Genomic DNA, 20,755 nt, shown 5'->3' with positions numbered 1-20,755 from the left:
GACTGCTTGATCCTGTCAGATAGCGGTCCACACAGGCGGGCGCAGTTCGTACCCGGACCTGCCGGCAAAGCAGTAGAAAAAGCTGTAAAGCAGTAGAGAAAGCAGCAGCAAAGCTGTAGAGAAAGCAAAGCCGCCGGAATGCAACGCAGTTAAAAAGCCATTGAAGCTACAGCAAAGCTATTAGAGCAGCAGCAAAGAAGGTACAAAGCAACAAGCTAATTTATAAAATCAAAAACCAAATTCCGTGTTATCGATCCGCAAGTTATTCGCTTTATTGATCCCCTTATTCCTCGCCGCTGAGCTAAGCGCCCAAAAGCTCGATATTATCATCCCGGCGCAGCCAACGGAAATGGAAACCTACGCCGCCAGGGACCTGGCCCGCTACATTTACCAGCTGTCCGGCAAGCTTCCAAACATTACTGATAAGGATAAAAAGTTTACCGGCTTTATCCTGGGTCGTCCCGGCCATCATGCATTGGTTGATCGCCTCATCGCAGCAGGGAAAATAAAAGTCCCTGCTGCATCCCAAAGTTACCTGTTGAAAAAGTTGAAGCTGGGTGGTAAAGATGTGATCGTGATTGCCGCCAATGAACCCGTAGGCGTGCTGTATGGCGTGTATGGTTTGCTGGAAGAACATTTAGGCATTAGCTTCAGCTTCGATGGCGATGTATTCCCCGAAAATAAACCTGCTACCCTGCTGCCCAACGTGGATGAAGAAAAAACACCCGCGGTGGAAGTACGCGGCTTCCTGCCCTGGACCAACTTCCCGCAGTCGGCAACGTCGTACTCCTGGGAAGACTGGAAATATATTCTTGACCAGATGGCCCGCATGCGGATGAACTTCCTGCACATCCATAACTACAATGGCGAAGCAGCCCATAACGAGATGTTCCACAATTTTGAGGTAGATGGCAAGCTGTCGCGCGTGTGGATGGCCACTGCCCGTACCGGCCATGCCTGGGGCTCCTTTCCGGGATGGGAGGTGAACAAATATCCCTTTGGCTCCTCCGACTTATTTGATGATTACGATTTTGGGGCAGATTGCGCCCTGCATAATGAAAAGCTGGATAACAAACAGGTGTTCCGCAAAGGCGTGAACGAGTTTAAACGGGTGATCGCCTATGCCCACCGCAGGGGCATCCGCATAGGCCTGGGCCTGGATATAGACCTGGTACCCGACAGCTACGGCCTGGAGCCCGACGATCCCAAAGTGGTCGAAGCCCGGGTAAAGCAGATCACTACCGACTATCCCGACCTCGATTACCTGCTTTGCTTTCAGTCGGAAGGTATTGCAAAAGACAAAGAAAAGTGGCAGAAATGGCGCACCATCTTCGACGGCTTTTACAACGGACTTAAACAGGCCAGCCCGCACACACGCATAGCAGTAGCAGGTTGGGGGCTGGAGCCGGAAAACACCGCTACCCTGCCCGAAGATGTGATCTGCGCGCCCATCTCCTATTATTCCGACGGGTTCGAGAACGGCAGCATTTACGGCAAACGTGAGTACTGGGGCTGTCCCTGGCTGGAAAGGGACTTCAACAGCTCTGTATACTATTATCCCTATAACATGGACCTCTCTAACACCATTAAAGCATGGAAAGAGCGTGCCCCCAACATGAAAGGCTTTTACTCCCTTACCTGGCGTATTACAGACGCCGTAAAAGCCAAAATGTGGTATATGTCCCGCGCGCCCTGGGACGACAAGCAGGAGTTGAAGGACGCTGAAACAGTTTATGGCCGTTTTGCAGCGCAGCAGTATGGTAAGGCTGCTGCCGCTGCAATAACGCCCATCATCAACCAGAACGAACCGTACGCCAGCAACTTCAGCGAATGCAGGGGCACGCCTCCTTTTATGGTGGGCGATGTGGAAAACCAGGAAAGCTACCTGTTTAATGTGCTCTCTTTCCGCCTTACGGGAGATAATGCGCGCGAGTTTGTTACAGCCGCTGCCAACTATACGCAGAATAATGTGGTGCGCACAGTAGCTATCTCGTCCGACAGCAGCTGCGTGGGTTACATACGCCGGGGTTCATGGACGGCCTATAAGGAGCTGGAGTTTGATCCGGGATGGACGAAGTTCCAGGCCCGTGTAGCCTCTATGGGCAGCGGCGGCCGTATAGAGATCCACCTCAACGCGCCCGACGGTCCCAAAATAGGCGAAGCACAGGTGCAGCCCACGGGCGACTGGCTCAACTGGACCAGCGTGCAAACCAACATCATTCCCGCACCTGGCAAACACTCCATATACCTGGTGTACCGCGAGCCGGATGCCAATGCAGTATATAAGGCCGATGTTGCCATGGCAAAAAATGAGCTTAGCAAAGCCGCTGAGCAGCTGACCGTGCTGGATAACACCATCGCTGCCGCCGGTGATCCCGGGCAGCAATACCGCCTGCGGCTGCTCCGCTGCCGGATAGGCGCAGAGCAGAACCACATTCAGCTGAACCTGCACTTTAATGAGCCCAAGTGGAATATCACGCCTGTTGTTGCCTCCTGGGTGCACAACTTCAACGGCCGCGTAACAGACCTGTCGTCATTAGGCAATGTGGTAAGCATGCAGAACCGTTTTATACAAAAGAACTACATGCCCGAGATCAGCCGCCGCCTGCTCAACGCCTACGGCGCGCCGGCCCCGGAAAACCTGCAGGTAAAAGGCACCATGAACGGCGCCCTGCTTACCTGGGATATGCCCCGCCCCGGCTCAAGAGGCTTTGTGGTATACCGCAACGGCGAGCGCATTACCACCAGGCCCCTGCCCGCGGATGCCCGCAGCTATGAAGATAACGCCGGCGGCATAGCGTACTACCAGGTGCGCAGCATCCGCTGGGATGATATGGAGTCCGTACCTTCGGTACCCGCCTACTGCGCTGCCGGCAGCGCCGACAGCACGCCCCCGCAGATAGTGGTGATCTCTCCCCCCACCACCCTGCTTCCCGGCCAGCCCTTGTGGATCAAGGCCCGCCTGCTCGACGGCCGCGCCCATGAGCTGCTGATGGCCAACCTTTACTATCGCGTACCTGGTGCGCATAACTGGCAGCAGCTGCACATGACACGCCGCGTAAAAGCCGTGTTCACCGCCGTTATCCCCGCAAACGGGATCACTGCCGATGGCCTTGAATACTACATCACCGCCACCGACGGCGCCAACCAGTCTGTATTCCCCGCCGATGCGCCGGCGCATCCGCTGTCGCTCATGCAGGAGCCGTTCAATGCCACTGCCGCACCGTTAGCCGCCCCTGAAGTGCAAACGCAGCAGCAGTCGCTCACCTGGCAGCCGGTAAGCGATGCGGCTTACTATCACATTTACCGTTCGCAGCAGAATGACTTTACCCCCGGCCCCGATAACCTGCTTACCTACATGGCCGCAGATGCCGCCCTCACCTTCACCGACAACGGCGAAAACCTGCTGGCGCAGCCCCTGCAGGGCAGCTGGTATTACCGCATTGCCGCTGTAGATAAGAATGGTTACGAAGGCCCCGCATCGGAGGCGGTTATAATTAATAATTAAGAATAAATAGCCAATCGTCAACATAATCCTTATGCCAACTGCACAACTCCCCTGCCGGTAATACCGCGGGGAGTTTGTTTTTAAGCACATACCGATCCTCCTCCATCCCTCCGCCGCTATCATCTTCATTATTAATTATTAACTATTAATTATTAATTTCCCGCCTCACCATTAAAACTCAGTGCTAAAAAATGCCACGTAACCGTACTCACACCATGCTCATACTAAGTGTATTGTTCCTATGTAGCTTGGCGTACCATGCCTCCGCCCAAACCGGCACCCTGCAAACCCGCTGGGCAAAAGACGCAAAAGCCGCCGCCACGCCGCTGCCCGAATATCCACGCCCGCAAATGATGCGCAGTGCCTGGATGAACCTCAACGGCGCCTGGCAGTATGCCCTGGTGCCCAACAGCCAAACCGGCGCGCCGGCTGCTTATGCAGGCAATATACAGGTGCCCTACCCGGTAGAGTCCCAGTTATCAGGGGTTAACAAAACCGTGGGCAAAGACCAGGCAGTTTGGTATAAACGCACCTTCACCCTGCCCACCGCTTTTAAGAAGAAAAATGTGCTGCTGCACTTTGGCGCGGTCGACTGGCAGGCCGATGTATACATTAACGGCCGGCATGCCGGCACACACAAAGGCGGGTACGATCCCTTTACGTTCGACATTACCGGCCTGCTGAAGAAAAGCGGCGCACAGGAGATCACCGTGCGCGTATGGGACCCTACCGATGATGGTCCCCAGCCCCGCGGCAAACAGGTGAAAAAGCCCGAAGGCATCTGGTACACACCGGTAACCGGCATCTGGCAAACCGTATGGTTAGAGCCTGTGGCGCCCACTTACATTGCATCGCTGAAACCCGTGCCCGATATAGATAAACAAGACTTACAGCTTACCGTAAATGCGCCCAACCTGCTACCCGGCGATGTGATTAAGGTAACTGCACTCGACAACGGCCAACAGGTGGCCGCGCAAACATCCGCTAACGGCAACGCCCTAACGCTGCACATACCGGATGCCAAATTATGGTCGCCGGAACACCCGTACCTCTATAACCTGCAGGTAGCCATCACCCGCAAAGGCAAGGTGGTAGATGAGGTAAAAAGCTATTTCGCCATGCGCAAGATCTCCATTGCGCCCGACGATAAAGGCATACAGCGTATGCTGCTGAACAACAAATTCGTATTCCAGTTTGGCCCGCTGGACCAGGGCTGGTGGCCCGACGGCCTTTATACCGCGCCTACCGACGCCGCCCTCCTGTACGATCTTACTCAAACAAAAGCCATGGGCTTTAACATGATCCGCAAGCACGTTAAGGTAGAACCGGCCCGCTGGTACCGCTACGCCGACTCCCTGGGCATACTGGTTTGGCAAGACATGCCCAGCGGCGACCTTGGCAACCACTGGGAAAACCGTCCCGGCGTGCTGGGCCGCGCTACAGACCGCAACCGCGACGCCAATTCCGAAAGCATTTACCGCACGGAATGGAAAGCCATTATGGACGCCCTGCAACCCTTCCCCTGCATTGTGGTATGGGTGCCCTTTAACGAAGCCTGGGGCCAGTTCAAAACAGCCGAAATCACCAAATGGACCATGGAGCACGATCCCTCCCGCCTGGTGAACAGCGCCAGCGGCGGCAACTTTTACCCGGTAGGCCACATCATCGACCTCCATGCCTATCCCGACCCTGCCATGCCCCACCCGGACCTGTTCGGCAAAGACCGCGCACTGGTGCTGGGCGAATACGGCGGCCTGGGGCTGCCCCTCACCGGCCATACCTGGCAGCAGAAAGACAACTGGGGCTACCGCACTTTTAAAAATGCGGATGACCTGTTTGATACCTACAAACACTATTGCGAACGCCTGCAAAAGCTGAAAGAAGCAGGGCTTTCCGCCGCTGTGTACACCCAAACCACCGATGTGGAAATGGAAGTAAACGGCCTCATGACCTACGACCGTGAAATAACCAAGGTGCCGGCCGGTAAGCTGAAAAGCGTGAACGGGCCCTTAACCACGGAAGAATAAGTGCATTCCCAATATGGATAAAATAAAAACAGCTGGCGGTTATCTGTCAGCTGTTTTCTATTCCGGGCATTAAGGCGGTAAAAATAGCGAGCGCCCCCTACATCAGCGGCACTGATAAATTATCTTCATTTGCGCAAATTGCAGGTTGGCGAAATAGCTGCTGAACTTCGCTCCCTGCGCCAGTTCGGTCGGCAGCCCTTTATCGTTATATGCAAGGGCTACGTCGGAGTTATTGCGGCTGTAATCGCGGCTCAGGAACTGCCACAGCGGATGCAGGCTGTTCACGTTCACCTTATCGCCGTAGGTAAAACGGAACACTTCAGCGCCATATTCATCCGTCACCTTTTCCAGGTTGCCCGCCTGGTTATAATGGTAGTTGCTGGTCCAGCGGGCATCCGGTGAAAGCAGGCTTCTGTGCCTGAGTTGAACGATACGGTCGCTGGCGTCGTACGTATATTCATTAATATATTCAGGCCAGTCAGGATCGCCCAGGTTGCCGATCACATACTGCGTGTCGCTGCTGATCCTGTTCTTGAAATCATACGCAAAGCGGAACCTCACCTCATAGCTGGTAGGATGGTCATAAAGGCCAATGAGGTCTGTTAACCGGTCGTGCTTGTCATAACGGAATACATAACGGGGCCGGCCGGTGCCGATATACGTCCTGTTCATTTCCACGGGGTTGCCCTTGTTGTTGTAGGTAATGGTGATGGTGTCCTGGTCGAAATCAATGTTGCCGGTTAGCTGATAAACGCGGCAGGGCGAACGTTGCGGGGAATGGTGGTCGTCTTTTTTACAGGCAGTAGCCAGCAGGGCTGCGGTTAAAATAACAATGCCGCAAAAGGAGCGGGTTCCTTGTAGTGTTTCCATAAGTGAAATTTTAGTGAATGAAAAATAGGATTATATGCAGATGGGGCAAACTTTCACGGTACGGGCAATCGACTGCTGAACTACAAGGTTAACAAAAAAGGAAGATGGAATTTATAAAACCCGGTGAAAACCCGGTTTCAGTTAGCCAAAGGCCGGTATTACCATATATGCCAAAGCATAGCGGTTTATCTTATATTAAAAAAAGTTCCGCCTCGAAAAGCGGAACATAGATATAATCCTCAAAATAACAGACACTTCCGGGCCTAGGAACCCGTAGTGACCGGTAAGTTTAAAGCTTTGTTTATCGATCTTTGTTTACATGAAGTTCTAATCAAAATCCGGATAAAACAGTAGACATTCAGACCAATTTTCCGGTAAAACCAGACAATTTTTCCCTAAAATCCCCTATCTTCACTGGATTTCTATCGTATATAATGGGGAACAATGCACCTCTGACGAAACAATTACAACTTAAAACACACTGAAACCTTGCAATTTCACGAATTTGGTTTTGACGACGATCTGCTGGATGGTATTTACGCAATGGGCTACGAAACCGCCACCCCTGTACAGGAACAGGTAATACCCCCTATCATTGAAGGCCGCGACATTCTCGCCTCTGCGCAAACCGGCACCGGCAAAACAGCCGCCTTCCTTTTACCGGTACTGCATAACCTGCTCACCCACCCGCGCGACGAGCACAGTATCAACGCGCTGGTAATAGTGCCTACCCGCGAGCTGGCCATGCAGATAGCACAAACACTGGAAGGACTGACCTATTATACCGACATCAGCTCCATAGCCGTTTACGGCGGCACCGGCGGCGCCAACTTTGCCGCTGAGAAAAAGGCGCTGGCTGCCGGCGTTGACATTGTCATCTGCACACCCGGCCGCATGATCGCCCACCTGAATATGGGCTATGTGAACATCAAACAGCTCCGGTACCTGGTGCTGGACGAAGCCGACCGCATGCTGGACATGGGCTTTTATGACGACATTATCAAGATCATCTCTTACCTGCCCAAAGAACGGCAGAACCTCATGTTCTCCGCCACCATGCCGGCCAAGATCAAGCAACTGGCCATGAAAATACTGCACGATCCCGTAGGCATTGCCATTGCGCTTGGCAAGGCCAATGAGAAGATAGCCCAGGAAGTGTTCATCGTGCACGAACAGCAGAAGATACCGCTCATTAAACATGTGCTTACACACCGGCAGTTCGACAGCGTTATCATCTTTTGCTCCAGCAAGCAGAATGTAAAACAGCTGTATGCAGAGCTGCACCGCGCCAAGTTTTCCATAGATCTCATCCACTCCGACCTGGAGCAGGAAAAACGCGAGCAGGCGCTGCTCGACTTCAAGAACAAAAAGCTGAAGATACTGGTAGCCACCGACATCCTGAGCCGGGGCATAGACATAGAAGACATTGACCTGGTACTTAACTACGACGTGCCCAAAGACGCGGAAGATTACATTCACCGTGTTGGCCGTACGGCCCGTGCCGCATCCGAAGGCACTGCCTATACGTTTGTAAGCGGAAAGGAAATGGGCCGCTTTGCCCGTATAGAAAGAACCCTGGGCCGTCCTATTCCCCGTGGCGTTATTCCCCCGGAAATAGGGCCTGCGCCTGAAATGAAGCCGCGTTCCGAAGGCGGCGGCCGGGATAAGCCACGGCGCAAGGGCAACCACCGCAAACCCGGCCAGGGCGGCCATGGTAATAACAACAAATCCGGCCACCATAATAACCAGCCAAGGGCTGGAGAAAACGGCGCTGCGGGCTCCCGCTCCGAAGGCAGCCGCAAACATCCGGGCAAGCCTAAACGCTATAACCGTCCTCCTTCCGGCCCGCCGGCGCAATAAGCAGCGGAAATCAATGCAGGAAGGTGCCGTAAGCACTTACCGGTGACCGGTGTGCTGTGGTGCAGGCACAGCTTGTATGCAACCGCCTTTACCTCAGCGCCTGGCCAATGCCCGTGTTAGCGGCGGGTGTGCCGCTTAACTTATCCTCACTCTTCTTCCAGCAGCTTTATGCCGGTTTGCGTAAACGCTATCTTGTGCTGTTTGTACAGGCTACCGGTAGTCATTTTAAAGGTCTTTTTGCTCATGCCAAAGAAGGCATAGATTGCTTCGGGGTCTGATTTATCATGATAAGGCAGGTAGCCGTTGTTTTCGCGCAGCAGCCGCAATATTTTGGCGCCTTCATCTTCCACCTTCTTGTAGCCGGCCTGGCCCAGTACCACGTCGATCTTGTTATCTTCCTTGATCTTTTTCACAAAGCCCTGCAGGCGCTCGCCAATATCCAGCGGGCGGAATACTTCATTAAAATGCAGCAGGCCGGTATGCTGCTGGTTGATGATCACCACGTAGCCCAGTTGGGTGCGGCGGTATACGATCATATCTACCGGGTCCATTTCTTTAATGGTCAGCTGTTTGTTACTGAGGTAAGGATCTATTTTTTCAGTGGCGGCAATACGGCCGGTGAGGTTATCGATATAGATGCGCACCAGGTATTCCTGTCCTTTGCGCATGCGGCTCAGCTGTTGGGATTTGGGTACAAACAGGTCTTTCATAAGGCCCCAGTCCAGGAAAGCGCCCTGGTCGGTATCATCCACAGCCTTCAGCAGCAGGATGTCGCCCACTACGCCTTTGGGCCGGTCGGTGGTAGCAATGAGGCGGTTCTCGGAGTCGTGGTACAGGAACACTTCCAGCTCATCGCCCGGCTTGGTGCCTGCCGGCACATACCGTTTAGGCAGCAGTATTTCCTGCTCGCCGCCATCCAGGAACACGCCAAAGTCCGATGTCTTCTTCACCTTCAGCTGGTTGTACGCACCAATGTTTATCATGCCTTATAGTTAATAGTAGATGATTAATCCCGCAAAGGTAATATAAAGCGGAAAGCGAAAAGCAGAAAGCAAAAGGATAACGAAAGAGAAGAAAAGAACAAAGACATTGGGTAGAAAGAAGAGAAGAAAGCAGAAGAGATGGAACGCAAAACAGAGAACGGAAAGTAGGCAGTGAGTAGTAAACAGTAAACAGTGAGGAGAAAGTAAAGTAAAGAGAAGATGGAGGAGTATAAAAAAGCAGCATGCAACGGTAGAAGGCGTCCTGTTTGCACCACCGCCTTCGGTGACCTCCCGCGCCGCCGTAGGTTCCAATAACCGGCCCTTGGCCGGCGTGCCACGCTTGATACCGCCCCATCCTGCCCCGATGCCTGTACGACCTCCGGGGCCCAATAGTCATCCACACAGGCGGGCGCAGGCCGGGATTGGACCTACGGTGTAAGGGATTTCAAAAACGTAAAAGCGCTTTCAATAATCTACCCGCAAGGAACTTCAAAAACATAAGCGGACTTTCAGCAACCTATACGCGGGAAATTTCAATAACCTGCGCATAATCTTACCCCGGCAAACGATCTCCCGGAAAACTCCTGCACGGATGCACGGTATAAACAAAAATCCCTGCCTTCACTCCAGGATCTTCATCCATCAGCTTTGTAACTTCCTCCACGCCGGCATTAAAAATCCCTACCCCGCATACCGTCGACTCATCCCTGACCGGGCATACAATAGACAATACACCCTCCTCCCGCATGGAAAAATTATTACGCCCGTGCTCCCAGATAATCTTATCCGCGCCAGGCATTTCGCGGTTAGGGCCGTTTTGCAGTATTACGATGGTGTAGCTTTTTGTTTTGGGAAGCATTTCCATCATGAATGCATCTGTAATGGTAGCCATATAATTTGTTTAAACGTATTCACAATGCACAATGCAGCTCGGTGTATCTCCGTATTACCCCTACCCGCTCCACCAGGTACCGGTTGCTGAAAAAGAAGTTAGACCAGTCCTCAAAATGTTCGTACTGGTAAGCAAGGTAAAATATCCAGAAGATGAACCCCAGGTAAGGCACGGCAGTCAGCTCCGCGTCGGAAAAGCCGCGCACGCTGCGGTAGGCGGCAATAAATATGGCAAAGTCGCGGTCAGCATCGGCGGGTGTGATTTTGTTATGCGCCACATGAAAGAAGAAATGTATGAAAAACGACGCATGGTCATTTGCCAGCCATCCTTTGCCGGCAAAGTCAAAATCAAAGAAGGTAATGCGGTCGGATGCGTCAAAGTGAAAGTTCTTGGGCAGAAAGTCGTACTGCACATAGCCGGTGCTGAAATCCGCAGTGGGCAGGGCGTTTAGCCGGTCCACTACTTTTTCCGCGGTGGTAGTCAGGTACGTATAACCTTCAGGGTAGTCTTTATAGGCAGGCGCCAGCACCTGCAGGGGTTGCAGCAGCAGGCGTTGTATGTCAAACGTTTCCCGTTCATGCGTAAGGGTGATAGCGGATGTGATGTTATGCACGCGCGCCATTTCGCGGCCCAGCAGCTGCAGCTGGCGGGTGGTGAGGTCATACACGGGCTGTCCCTGGGCATAGCTGAACAGCACGCCGTGGCGGAGGCCTTCAGGAGCGTTGAAGTCCTGTATTTGCCGGCCTTCGCGGTCGGCAATGGGATAGGCTACCGCGGCGCCGCCTTCATGCAGGTGGTTCAGCAGCTCTACTTCGCCCTGTATTTCGTACAGGCTGCGGTGTTTGCGGCGGTACACCTTGAAGATGTAGCGGGGCTGGCCGCATTTTTCAACCAGGTAGGTATCGCTTACGCCTTTCAGCAGCAGGCGGCAGGTAAGGGCAGGCTCCCCATATTGTTGTATGATAAATGCTTCCAGGGCCCGGGTCGAGAGCGTGGAGTACTGTACGGGGAAAGTAGTCATGGGTTAAAATTGAGCCTGTAAGGTAATAGATAAAGTTTGCATTTCGTAACTTTGGGTCTATGTCCAACAGATCCAATACAGAAAGCCTACAGGAATTTTACCAGCATAAATTTAATTTCCTGCCCAATAACCTGCAGCAGGACATCGGGCATTTTAACGTGTTCCGCCTGGAGGACTGCGTAGGCCCGCATGGTACGCCGGTGAAATACCGGCGCCGGGATTTCTATAAAATTACCCTGATCCGGGGCGAGAATATTTACCATTATGCCGATAAAAGCCTGCGGGTAAATGGCAGCACGCTGCTGTTCACCAATCCCCAGGTGCCTTATACCTGGGAGAATGTGTCGGGCGATTCAACCGGCTTTTTCTGCATCTTCAGCGAAACCTTTTTCTCAGACCGTACCCGTAACAACCTCAACGAGCTGCCCATGTATGCGCCCGGCGGTAAGCCCGCCTACCTGCTTACCCCTGAGCAGGATGCGCATGTGAGCGTTCTGTATCAAAAAATGCTGGAAGAGATCAACAGCGACTACATCTATAAATACGATCTGCTGCGCAATTATGTGATGGAGCTTACGCACTTTGCCATTAAAACGCAGCCTTCGGAAAACCTTTACCAGCACCCGGACGCCAACTCCCGCATTTGCGCGGTATTTACCGAGCTGCTGGAACGGCAGTTTCCTATCGAAAGCCCGTCGCAGCGTTTTATGATGCGTTCTGCGAAAGACTTTGCAGCACAGCTGTCGGTGCACGTGAACCACCTGAACAGGGCCATCCGCGTTACCACCGGCAAAACCACCACGGAGCGCATTTCCGAGCGGCTGGTGAGCGAAGCCAAATCACTGCTGCGGCATACCGACTGGAACGTTTCCGAAATAGGCTACTGCCTGGGGTTTGAAGAGCCCTCCCACTTCAACAACTTCTTTAAGAAGCATACCAGCATTACCCCTTCTGCTTACCGGGTTGTTTGAATTATGCAACCATTTGTTTGATAGCTGTAATGGCGGGGAGCAGCCCTGCGCCTAACTTTGCTCCATCAAAATTGTTTAACGATGGACAAGCAACAAGTATGGTTCATAACCGGCGCTTCCAAAGGCCTGGGATTGAGCTTCGTAAAACAGCTGCTGGCTGCCGGCCACCAGGTAGCCGCTACCTCCCGCAGTGCGCAGGAGCTGGCTGCTGCTGTTGGTACGGTGGGCGCCTCCTTTTTACCCCTGCAGGTGAACCTGGCCGATGAAAACAGCGTAGCAAAAGCATTACAGCAAACGGTGGATAAATTCGGCCGCCTGGATGTGGTGGTGAATAACGCCGGGTATGGCATTGGCGGCAGCCTGGAGGAGTTAACGGACACGGAAGTACGCCAGGGCTTTGACGTAAATGTTTTCGGTACCATTAACGTGATCCGCAAGGCGCTGCCTTACCTGCGCGCGCAGCGCTCCGGCCATATCATTAACATTGCCTCTATTGCGGGCATTACGGCTGTTGCCGGCTGGGCTATTTACGCCGCTGCCAAGCATGCCATCATAGGGCTTTCCGAAGTGCTGGCCGCCGATGTAAAAGAGTTGGGCATAAAGGTAACGGTGGTGGCGCCCGGCGCCTTCCGCACCAACTTCCTGGATCCCGGATCAATAGTGATCACCGGCAACCACATTCCGGATTATACGGCCGTGCATGAAATGCACCAGCGGTTCCTGCAGATGGACGGCGCCCAGGCCGGCGACCCGGAAAAGGCCGTAGCCGCCATGATACGCATTACCACAATGCCTAACCCGCCCGAGCTCCTGCTGCTGGGTACCGATGCCTACAAGCGGGCCTTTAATAAACTGGAACAGTTAGGCAATGAGTATAAAGCATGGGAAGCAATAACCACCGCAACGGATTATTAAGCGCAACCGGCCGGAATGAAAAAGTCCTGCACTTCAACTGTGCAGGACTTTTTTTCTTCCCCCATATATTATACGCATATACTATTTTATAAATATATACCTTTGCGTTCCAAAAAATAAGGAACCTATGAGAACAATTCCACTTTCCCTTTTAGGCATTGCCCTGTTATTCACGGCCTGTTCAAAAGACAAAAATGAGAATGTAAACCCCGGCACAAACATCAACACGCCTGCCGGCGATATTGCTTATGTTAGCACCGTAGCCAGCACCAGCGACAGCGTTGTATTCAAATACAACAGCGACATGACCCTGCAGCACGTGCTAAGCCTGCAGCTGAGCGCCAACGATAATACTATTCTCAACGGGATGTCCTGGTTTCCACATTATGAGAGCGGGCTGCCGGCAGCCTTTTATGTTACCACCAACTGGCAGTCCGGTAATACCGGCACTCCGGGCAATACCTTCATTTACAACAGCGCCAAACAGCTGGTAAAGGTGGTTTATAGCCCCGACAACCTGGATTCACTGGTATATAACAGCAAAGGTCAGCTAACCACAATACACTACCTGTCTTCATCAGAAGAAAATTACAGAACCACCATCACCTACGAAAACAATAACCCGGTTAAACGGAAAGACACTAATATTGATGCAGGCAGGGAAACCTCCGACAGCCTGGTGATCACTTATAAATATGATAATAAAAAGAGCGCTTACCAGGGCGTGCACCTGGTGCCCGTTCTGCAGGAGGACCTCTATTTTTACCTGGCAGAAAATAACCCGGTAGAAAGGAAGATTGTAGCTTATAACAACGGCGCCGTTCAATCTACCAAACAATATACGTTTGACTATGTGTATAATGCGCAAAACTACCCGGTAAGCTATACAAGAACGCAATCGGGCGATGTAGTTCCCGGTACGGAGCAATTCCGCATTACTTACCTGCAGCAGTAAACCGGCGTTTAATACCGGAACAGCAGTGCCGCACCTGTATAGATACGGCACTACTGTTTTATAACAATGGCTGTTCTTCTTTTACAATAGCAGCACATCAATCCGGTGCGCCTGTACCGTGTTTGCTTCCTTTGACCAGGAGAACACGGTAAAGTAGCCGTCCTGCGAAGCTACCAGCGCCAGCGAGTCGCGCTGGTCATGCACGAACTGCGCGGCTGAAAGATGCCGGGTGCCGCCCAGGCTGGAAGGGTGCAGCAGCCGCGGGCTGCCGTCCATTACCGGCTCCATGAAAAGCACCTGTTCTACAGGCGTGGCATCATGCGCCCGCATGATTTTGGCGCCGAAAGTCAGCAGCTGATGGCGGTCATTAATAACAGTGGCGCCATCCACGGCGGTAAGGCCGGTAATGTTCTCCACCTCGCGGCGCAGGGCGTTTTGCCAGTAAATATCGCTTACGCTTACTTTATTGCAGTTGTTCCCCACCAGGTCGGCCACCCCGGAAAAGGCCGGTATAACGGGGTATTGCAGGGGATGCACAATGGAGTTCTTCCATTTGTCGTGCCGGGAAGGCGTTACCAGCAAAATGCCGCCCCGCCCGTGCGCCCGCATAGACACTGCTATTTGTATGAGCACATTCACGGGGTCGTTCCAAACGGCAGAGTAGCTAAGCCCCAGCAGCGATGTAAGAATGGCGGGGCTGTCGGGCAGCAGGCCGCTGTTCTCGTCCACCACTTTTACCTGGTCGCCGCGCAGCACGGCCACGTTCATAAACTTACCCAGCCCGATAATGCGGCGCTGCTTTACTACCAGCAGGGCCGGTTCAGATACATCCAGCACAAAACAGTAGTCGGGCAGCTTAATGGTAGTGCCCCAGATATACAGTTCGGTGCCTTTATACCATACGCCTACATGCACGCCGGCGCGCTCTACGCCGGGGGCCAGCTTGCTGAGGGTTTTTGAGTTCAGCTGCAAAGGCTGTGCAAACAGCAGGGGTTTGCCGGCCTGGGAAGGCGGCAGAAAGGCCAGGGATAATTTGGTGGCATTGCCCTCTTCTTTACGGAGGCTGGCCCAAAAGGCTACGTCAATCATTTTCTCTACAACCCATGCCTCCGGCACAGCCGCCAGGTTCTGCTCCCCGTTTTCATAAGCGGCTGCCTGATGTTTCAATAAGATCGATGCTATTGTGTCGGCAACCTTACCAGCTGCCTGGTAGGTGGTTTCATACGTCAGTTCCATACTAAATTGGTTAAGGCCATAAGCAAATTTACGTTTTTAAACAAACCGGAAATCAGTGTGCGGGTGAGGAAAACCGGCCGGGCGGCCCTGTCCGTTTCCGGACGCATTCGTTCGCTTATGAACACAACACGCCTCCCTGCGGCGCCTTCGTCCCGCTGCTACAGCGGACCTTAAAATATGGCAACCTGTTTGTATATCTTCCTTCCATAAATTCCGCCATTAAACGCGTGCCTATGTTAAAGAACTACATGAAGGTAGCCCTGCGCAACCTGCTCAAACACAAAACCTTTTCCTTCATCAATATTTTCGGCCTCTCTATGGGCATGGCCGTTACCATGATGATCGGGTTATGGGTATGGGACGAGCTTTCCTTTAACAAATACTATGAGCACTACCCGCGTATTGCGGAGGTATGGCAGTATGCAACAAATGGCAAGGATGCCGGCGCTTTCAACTCACAGCCCATTCCATTAGGCCAGGAGCTGCGCATGTCGTACCCGGATGATTTTAAATACGTAGCAAGGGCCGGCGGCGGCGAATACACCATTGCCGCAGGCGATAACAAGTTCACGCAGCGGGGCTGCTTTATTGAGCCCGACGGGCCGGAGATGTTCACCTTCCGCATGCTGCAGGGCTCCCGCAACGGCCTTAGTGACCCCAGTTCCATTTTACTGTCGCAATCGCTGGCTAAGAAGCTGTTCGGCAGCCAGAACCCCATGGGAAAGCTGGTGCGCATTACCAACATTATTTCCCTGAAGGTGACCGGCGTGTACGAAGATATGCCGGTTAACAGCCACTGGCACAACACTGCCTTTTTTGGCGCCTGGGATAAATATATTGATACCTGGCAATGGCTGAAGAATGAGAAAGACAACTGGGAATTCAACATTTCCGAACTATATGTGCAAATAGCGGATAACACGGATATGGACAAGGTATCTGCAAAGATCAGCGGCGTATTAGAGCGCAAGCATCCCCCGGAAGATTATAAAACCTCCCTGTTCCTGCATCCCATGCGCAAGTGGCACCTGTATTCCAACTTTGAGAACGGCGTGAACAAAGGCGGGCTTATTACCTACGTGTGGCTGTTTGGCATCATAGGCGTGTTTGTATTGCTGCTGGCCTGCATCAACTTCATGAACCTTAGCACGGCCCGTTCCGAGAAACGCGCCAGGGAAGTAGGCATCCGCAAAGCCATTGGCTCGCTGCGCGCGCAGCTGGTAGGCCAGTTCTACAGCGAGTCGGTACTAATGGCGCTGCTGGCGTTTGTACTGTCGGTTATATTTGTACTGGCGGCGCTGCCCTGGTTCAACACCGTGGCCGGTAAACAGATTGCCTTCCCCTGGGGCAATGCATGGTGGTGGACTGCCGCCATCGGCTTTTCATTGTTCACCGGCTTTATTGCGGGCAGCTACCCGGCAATATACCTTTCCTCTTTTCAGCCGGTAAAGGTATTGAAAGGCACTTTCCGCACCGGCCGGCTGGCCGCGCTGCCGCGCAAGGTGCTGGTTGTGGTGCAGTTCACCGTATCGGTACTGCTCATTACAGGCACCGTGATCGTATACCGGCAAATACAGTTTGGCAAGCACCGGCCCGTAGGCTACCAGCGTGAAGGCCTGGTTGCCATACACGAAACCACGCCGGAGATATACAAGCACTACGACATTATCCGCAATACATTGTTAGCGCAAAATGTGATCACCGAAATGGCGGAGTCACAGGCGCCCATTACCGATATATGGGCCGGTACCAGCGGCTTTGAATGGGCCGGCAAAGACCCGTCGTTCCAGCCCGCACTGGCCACCATACCGGTGCGCCACGAGTATGGCAATGCTGTTGGCTGGAAGATTACGAAGGGCCGCGATTTCAGCAAAGCGTTCGCGTCCGACTCCATGGCCATGATACTGAATGAAGCCGCCATAAAATACATGGGATTAAAAGAACCCATAGGCATGCAGATCCGCTGGGAGGGCAAAGATTACCATGTGATCGGCGTTGCGCAGGATATGGTCATGACCTCCCCTTTCCAGTCCATCCCGCCCACGGTTTTCTCTATCCTGCACGAAGGCGGCAACTACATCAATATCCGGATAAACCCGCATTTAACGGTGCAGGATGCGCTGAAGAAAATGGAAACCGTTTTTAAGCAGTACAACCCTGCCGCACCTTTTGAATACACGTTTGTTAACCAGGAATATGCTACCAAGTTCAATGCAGAGGAACGCATTGCAAAGCTGGCCACGGTATTTGCAGCGCTGGCCATTATCATCAGCTGTCTGGGATTGTTTGGGCTGGCATCCTTTATTGCAGAACAGCGCACCAAAGAGGTGGGCATCCGTAAAGTGCTGGGTGCATCGGTTTTTAACCTGTGGCAAATGCTGTCGAAAGACTTTGCCCTGCTGGTGCTGCTCTCCTGCTGCCTGGCTACGCCCGTGGCCTGGTATTTCCTGCACAAATGGCTGCTGCAGTATGAGTACCGCACGCATATTTCGTGGATCATTTTCCTTTCCGTAGGTGCGGGCGCGTTAGTGATTGCATTGTCTACCGTTAGCTACCAGGCAATAAAAACGGCATTGTCAAACCCCGTGAAAAGTTTACGCGCGGAATAAATGACAACAGGCAACCGTTCGTTATCAGGCATTTAAAAAACTGCAACGGGATATTTGCACACAGCAGCCGCGATTGTGAATAACTATTACGGACACACTGTGCAAACATTAAATATCTTTTATATATTTGTAATATAACCCCGCAAAAGATATTTACTATTCATCCCTCCTATGCCCGAAAACACACAGGTTGTAAAAAACCTCCGGTTACTTACCTACAACGTAATTGGCCTGGTAACCATCCCCTGCCTTTTTGCAGGAAATCCCGGCGCCGGTATCATGCACGGCAAACGCCTGCTGGTTTTAGATACGGTAATTGTGCAGCCGCCCGCGCCGGACACCATCAGCATTTCTGTTGTAGGAGATATGATGGTAGGCTCCAGCTATCCATCTTCCATATACTTACCCCTGCCCGAAGAAGGAAATATACTGCAGCATGCCATGCCCCTGCTGCGCCAAACAGACCTGCGCATCGGCAATCTTGAAAGCGCGGTATCTGACAGCGCTACCGTGTACAAACAATGCGGCCTAACACAGTGCTTTGCATTTTGCACGCCGCTGAAATATGCAAAGTGGTATAAAGAAGCCGGCTTTGAATACCTGAACCTTTCCAACAATCACTCTTACGACTTTGGCTATGCCGGCGTGCAGCACACGCTTGAATTTTTGCACAGTAATAATATCCGTACCAGCGGCATTACGCAACATCCCTTTGATACGCTTACCGTACGCAACGCCCGCCTGGGCTTTGTTTCCTTTGCGCCGCACCGCAACTGCCTGAACATGAACAACGACTCGCTGGTGCAGGCGTATATTGCACAGGTAAGAAACCTGTGCGATGTGCTCATCGTGTTCTTTCACGGCGGCGCAGAAGGTACTACGCGCACGCATACCCCAAAAAAGCGGGAGATATTTTTAGGCCAGGACCGCGGCGATGTAATGCACTTTGCACACCTGTGCGTAGATGCCGGCGCGGATATGGTATTGGGCTCCGGCCCGCATGTGGCGCGGGGTATGGAGGTATATAAAGAAAAGCTGATCGCCTACAGCCTGGGCAACTTTGCCACCTATCACCTGTTCAATCTTAAACATCCCTATAATATAGCGCCGCTGCTGCAGGTAAAAATCACGGATAAAGGCGCGCTGGTTGACCAGAAAATATTTTCCTTTATACAAACGGGCGAAGGCGTTCCTGTGCCCGACAGCGCCATGCTGGCGTATAAGATGATACACCGCCTTTCGGCAGAAGACTTTGGCTTTACCAATGTGAACGCCGGCATGCACGACAGCACCACCCTGCAGAACTTAACCTTTAACCGTTAACATCCGTATGGCTATTAAGCAGGCGCAGCTGACACCTTAAAGGATATGGGCCATAAGCCCAATATTTTAACGGGTAGCGGCGTTAATCAACAGCAGCGCTTTCTTTTTAGCGCCTAAAACAGTACATTGAGTTATAAGCATTCCACCGGTTATGATACACCAGCACCACTTTAACATTAATGCCAAAGGCAAGGCAGCCAACACCTACGACGCTATTGTAATAGGCTCCGGCATCAGCGGCGGATGGGCCGCCAAAGCGCTGTGCGACCAGGGCCTGCATACCCTGGTGCTGGAAAGGGGCCGCAACGTAGTGCATAACAAAGACTATCCCACTGCTACCAAAGCGCCCTGGGAATTCACCCACCGCGGGCAAATGACCAAAACCTTCCTGCAGGAAAATCCCCTCATCAGCAAAGCAGCCGGCTTTGGAGAAGATACCGCGCACTTTTTTATCAAAGACAAAGATCATCCCTACATACAGGAGAAACCGTTCGACTGGATCAGGGGCTACCAGGTGGGCGGCAAATCCCTTACCTGGGGCCGCGCCTGCCAGCGCTGGAGCCCTTTTGAATTTACCGCCCCAAAACGCTACGGCTACGGCATTGGCTGGCCTATCGGCTACGATGATGTTGCGCCCTGGTACACCCATGTAGAGGAATTTATTGGCGTATGCGGCACCCGCGACGGCATTGCCGCCATGCCCGACGGCTCGTTTCTGCCGCCCTTTGAGCTGAACTGCGCAGAGGCGCTGGTGCAGCAAAGCATTAAAACGCATTATAAAGACCGCCACCTGGTACATGCCCGCTGGGCGCACATTACACAGCCCAAACCCATACACCTGCAGCAGGGCCGCGTAAAATGCCAGGCGCGCAACCTGTGCATGCGGGGTTGCCCCTTTGGCGGCTACTTCAGCTCCGTATCATCTACCCTGCCCTGGGCGCAGAAAACCGGGCATTTAACCATACGTCCTTTTTCCGTAGTGCATTCTATTATTTACGACGAACGGCTGGGCAAGGCCGTTGGCGTGCGCGTAATAGACGCCAATACCCATGCCGCCACGGAGTATTACGCCAGCGTTATTTTCGTGAACGCATCGGCGCTGAACAGCAACCTGGTGCTGCTCAACTCCGTATCGCGCCGTTTCCCCCAGGGGCTGGGCAACGACAACGGCCTGCTGGGGCATTACGTGGCCTTTCATAACTACCGCGCTTCTGTAAACGCTACGCTGGATGGTATGGAAGACCGCTACTACTACGGCCGCAACCCCACAGAACCCATTCTTGCCAATTACCGCAACCTGGAAAAGCAGGACACCGACTACGTAGGCGGCTTCACCACTTTCATGGGCGCCTACCGCCAGCGGCTTGATACATCGCGCGCTACGGCAGCCGTTGGCCCGGATTATAAGCAGGCGCTCACGGAACCGGGCGGCTGGCACGTGTACATGTACATGCAGGGCGAAACCATTCCCAAATACACCAACCATGTACGTTTAAGCAAAGACCAGCACGACCAGTGGGGCATTCCCCTGCTGGTAATGTCTGTTGATTATGACGACAATGATGAGAAGATGATCAAAGACTTT

The 20,755-nt window shown here is 52.9% G+C and carries 14 protein-coding genes; 9 read left to right on the top strand and 5 right to left on the bottom strand.

The genetic code is table 11. The annotated features are described in order from the left end of the window. The first annotated feature begins 244 nt into the window (after positions 1-244). Both VFS25_RS14870 and VFS25_RS14865 read left to right on the top strand, forming a co-directional pair. The gene (locus tag VFS25_RS14870) at positions 245-3,508 is read left to right on the top strand and encodes a carbohydrate-binding protein (RefSeq protein ID WP_326462951.1); all 3,264 of its coding nucleotides are present in this window, start codon (positions 245-247) and stop codon (positions 3,506-3,508) included. Positions 3,509-3,756: 248 nt separating this feature from the next. After that, a complete protein-coding gene (locus VFS25_RS14865) occupies positions 3,757-5,535 on the top strand; it encodes a glycoside hydrolase family 2 protein (protein ID WP_326462950.1) in 1,779 nt (592 codons plus the stop codon). Positions 5,536-5,637: 102 nt separating this feature from the next. Here the strand turns inward: VFS25_RS14865 and VFS25_RS14860 are convergent, their stop codons facing one another. Beyond that, positions 5,638-6,405: a hypothetical protein gene (locus tag VFS25_RS14860; RefSeq protein ID WP_326462949.1), complete on the bottom strand. Its 768-nt coding sequence runs from the start codon at positions 6,403-6,405 to the stop codon at positions 5,638-5,640. A 489-nt stretch (positions 6,406-6,894) separates the two neighbouring features. On the opposite strand from VFS25_RS14860, the gene VFS25_RS14855 reads away from it, so the two are divergent. Beyond that, entirely contained in the window at positions 6,895-8,265 is a 1,371-nt protein-coding gene (locus VFS25_RS14855) for a DEAD/DEAH box helicase (RefSeq protein WP_326462948.1), read from the top strand. Positions 8,266-8,411: 146 nt separating this feature from the next. Here the strand turns inward: VFS25_RS14855 and VFS25_RS14850 are convergent, their stop codons facing one another. The 3 genes from VFS25_RS14850 to VFS25_RS14840 form a co-directional block, all read right to left on the bottom strand. Then, the gene (locus tag VFS25_RS14850) at positions 8,412-9,248 is read right to left on the bottom strand and encodes a CvfB family protein (protein ID WP_326462947.1); all 837 of its coding nucleotides are present in this window, start codon (positions 9,246-9,248) and stop codon (positions 8,412-8,414) included. A 553-nt stretch (positions 9,249-9,801) separates the two neighbouring features. Continuing rightward, positions 9,802-10,140: a hypothetical protein gene (locus VFS25_RS14845; protein WP_326462946.1), complete on the bottom strand. Its 339-nt coding sequence runs from the start codon at positions 10,138-10,140 to the stop codon at positions 9,802-9,804. A gap of 19 nt (positions 10,141-10,159) precedes the next feature. Next, positions 10,160-11,161: a phosphotransferase enzyme family protein gene (locus VFS25_RS14840; RefSeq protein ID WP_326462945.1), complete on the bottom strand. Its 1,002-nt coding sequence runs from the start codon at positions 11,159-11,161 to the stop codon at positions 10,160-10,162. 59 nt (positions 11,162-11,220) lie between these two features. Between VFS25_RS14840 and VFS25_RS14835 the strand changes: the two genes are divergently transcribed. The 3 genes from VFS25_RS14835 to VFS25_RS14825 all read left to right on the top strand — a co-directional run bounded on the left by VFS25_RS14835 (position 11,221) and on the right by VFS25_RS14825 (position 14,002). Beyond that, positions 11,221-12,132, top strand: coding sequence for a helix-turn-helix transcriptional regulator (locus tag VFS25_RS14835; RefSeq protein WP_326462944.1), 912 nt, complete (start codon positions 11,221-11,223; stop codon positions 12,130-12,132). An 81-nt stretch (positions 12,133-12,213) separates the two neighbouring features. Continuing rightward, positions 12,214-13,047: an oxidoreductase gene (locus VFS25_RS14830; RefSeq protein WP_326462943.1), complete on the top strand. Its 834-nt coding sequence runs from the start codon at positions 12,214-12,216 to the stop codon at positions 13,045-13,047. A gap of 127 nt (positions 13,048-13,174) precedes the next feature. After that, positions 13,175-14,002, top strand: a complete 828-nt coding sequence (locus VFS25_RS14825; RefSeq protein WP_326462942.1) for a hypothetical protein — start codon at positions 13,175-13,177, stop codon at positions 14,000-14,002. Positions 14,003-14,083: 81 nt separating this feature from the next. Here the strand turns inward: VFS25_RS14825 and VFS25_RS14820 are convergent, their stop codons facing one another. Beyond that, entirely contained in the window at positions 14,084-15,238 is a 1,155-nt protein-coding gene (locus VFS25_RS14820) for a putative sensor domain DACNV-containing protein (RefSeq protein ID WP_326462941.1), read from the bottom strand. 233 nt (positions 15,239-15,471) lie between these two features. Here VFS25_RS14820 and VFS25_RS14815 point away from each other — a divergent pair, with 233 nt between their 5' ends. The 3 genes from VFS25_RS14815 to VFS25_RS14805 all read left to right on the top strand — a co-directional run. Continuing rightward, positions 15,472-17,847, top strand: coding sequence for an ABC transporter permease (locus tag VFS25_RS14815; RefSeq protein ID WP_326462940.1), 2,376 nt, complete (start codon positions 15,472-15,474; stop codon positions 17,845-17,847). A 171-nt stretch (positions 17,848-18,018) separates the two neighbouring features. After that, positions 18,019-19,170 carry a CapA family protein gene (locus VFS25_RS14810; RefSeq protein WP_326462939.1) on the top strand — a complete coding sequence of 384 codons (1,152 nt, stop codon included), beginning with the start codon at positions 18,019-18,021 and terminating at the stop codon, positions 19,168-19,170. 151 nt (positions 19,171-19,321) lie between these two features. Continuing rightward, on the top strand, positions 19,322-20,755 hold a 1,434-nt coding region (locus VFS25_RS14805; RefSeq protein ID WP_326462938.1), incomplete at its 3' end, for a GMC family oxidoreductase.

Origin of the sequence: Chitinophaga sp., assembly GCF_035761305.1 — a bacterium.
GTDB lineage: Bacteria > Bacteroidota > Bacteroidia > Chitinophagales > Chitinophagaceae > Chitinophaga.
Note: the sequence above shows the minus strand (reverse complement) of the source record. Positions and strands in the feature narration are given on the sequence as shown.

Coding starts and splice junctions, on each gene's coding strand:
- VFS25_RS14835 (WP_326462944.1), top strand. CDS start 11,221: ATGTCCAACAGATCCAATACAGAAAGCCTACAGGAATTTTACCAGCAT.
- VFS25_RS14840 (WP_326462945.1), bottom strand. CDS start 11,161: ATGACTACTTTCCCCGTACAGTACTCCACGCTCTCGACCCGGGCCCTG.
- VFS25_RS14850 (WP_326462947.1), bottom strand. CDS start 9,248: ATGATAAACATTGGTGCGTACAACCAGCTGAAGGTGAAGAAGACATCG.
- VFS25_RS14815 (WP_326462940.1), top strand. CDS start 15,472: ATGTTAAAGAACTACATGAAGGTAGCCCTGCGCAACCTGCTCAAACAC.
- VFS25_RS14820 (WP_326462941.1), bottom strand. CDS start 15,238: ATGGAACTGACGTATGAAACCACCTACCAGGCAGCTGGTAAGGTTGCC.
- VFS25_RS14830 (WP_326462943.1), top strand. CDS start 12,214: ATGGACAAGCAACAAGTATGGTTCATAACCGGCGCTTCCAAAGGCCTG.
- VFS25_RS14845 (WP_326462946.1), bottom strand. CDS start 10,140: ATGGCTACCATTACAGATGCATTCATGATGGAAATGCTTCCCAAAACA.
- VFS25_RS14860 (WP_326462949.1), bottom strand. CDS start 6,405: ATGGAAACACTACAAGGAACCCGCTCCTTTTGCGGCATTGTTATTTTA.
- VFS25_RS14825 (WP_326462942.1), top strand. CDS start 13,175: ATGAGAACAATTCCACTTTCCCTTTTAGGCATTGCCCTGTTATTCACG.
- VFS25_RS14810 (WP_326462939.1), top strand. CDS start 18,019: ATGCCCGAAAACACACAGGTTGTAAAAAACCTCCGGTTACTTACCTAC.